This is a genomic window from Paenibacillus sp. 203 (assembly GCF_037027525.1).
GTDB classification, from domain to species: Bacteria; Bacillota; Bacilli; order Paenibacillales; family Paenibacillaceae; genus Paenibacillus; species Paenibacillus polymyxa_B.
This window is the reverse complement of sequence record NZ_JAXCHD010000084.1, coordinates 1-255: the sequence shown is the minus strand read 5'-3', so window position 1 is coordinate 255 and position 255 is coordinate 1. Positions and strand designations below refer to the sequence as shown.

The 255-nt window shown below is 52.5% G+C and carries 1 rRNA gene; it reads left to right on the top strand.

Annotation, left to right across the window (positions count from 1 at the left end):
- Positions 1 to 255: ribosomal RNA gene (locus tag WA407_RS26505) — 23S ribosomal RNA — on the top strand; the annotation flags it as partial.

The window sequence follows — 255 nt, the reverse complement described above, 5'->3', positions numbered from 1 at the left end:
GCCAAGGCTAAATACTCCCTGGCGACCGATAGTGAAGCAGTACCGTGAGGGAAAGGTGAAAAGCACCCCGGAAGGGGAGTGAAATAGATCCTGAAACCGTGTGCTTACAAGAAGTCAGAGCCCTATTGATGGGTGATGGCGTGCCTTTTGTAGAATGAACCGGCGAGTTACGTTCCCGTGCAAGGTTAAGGTGAAGAGCTGAAGCCGCAGCGAAAGCGAGTCTGAATAGGGCGAATGAGTACGTGGACGTAGACC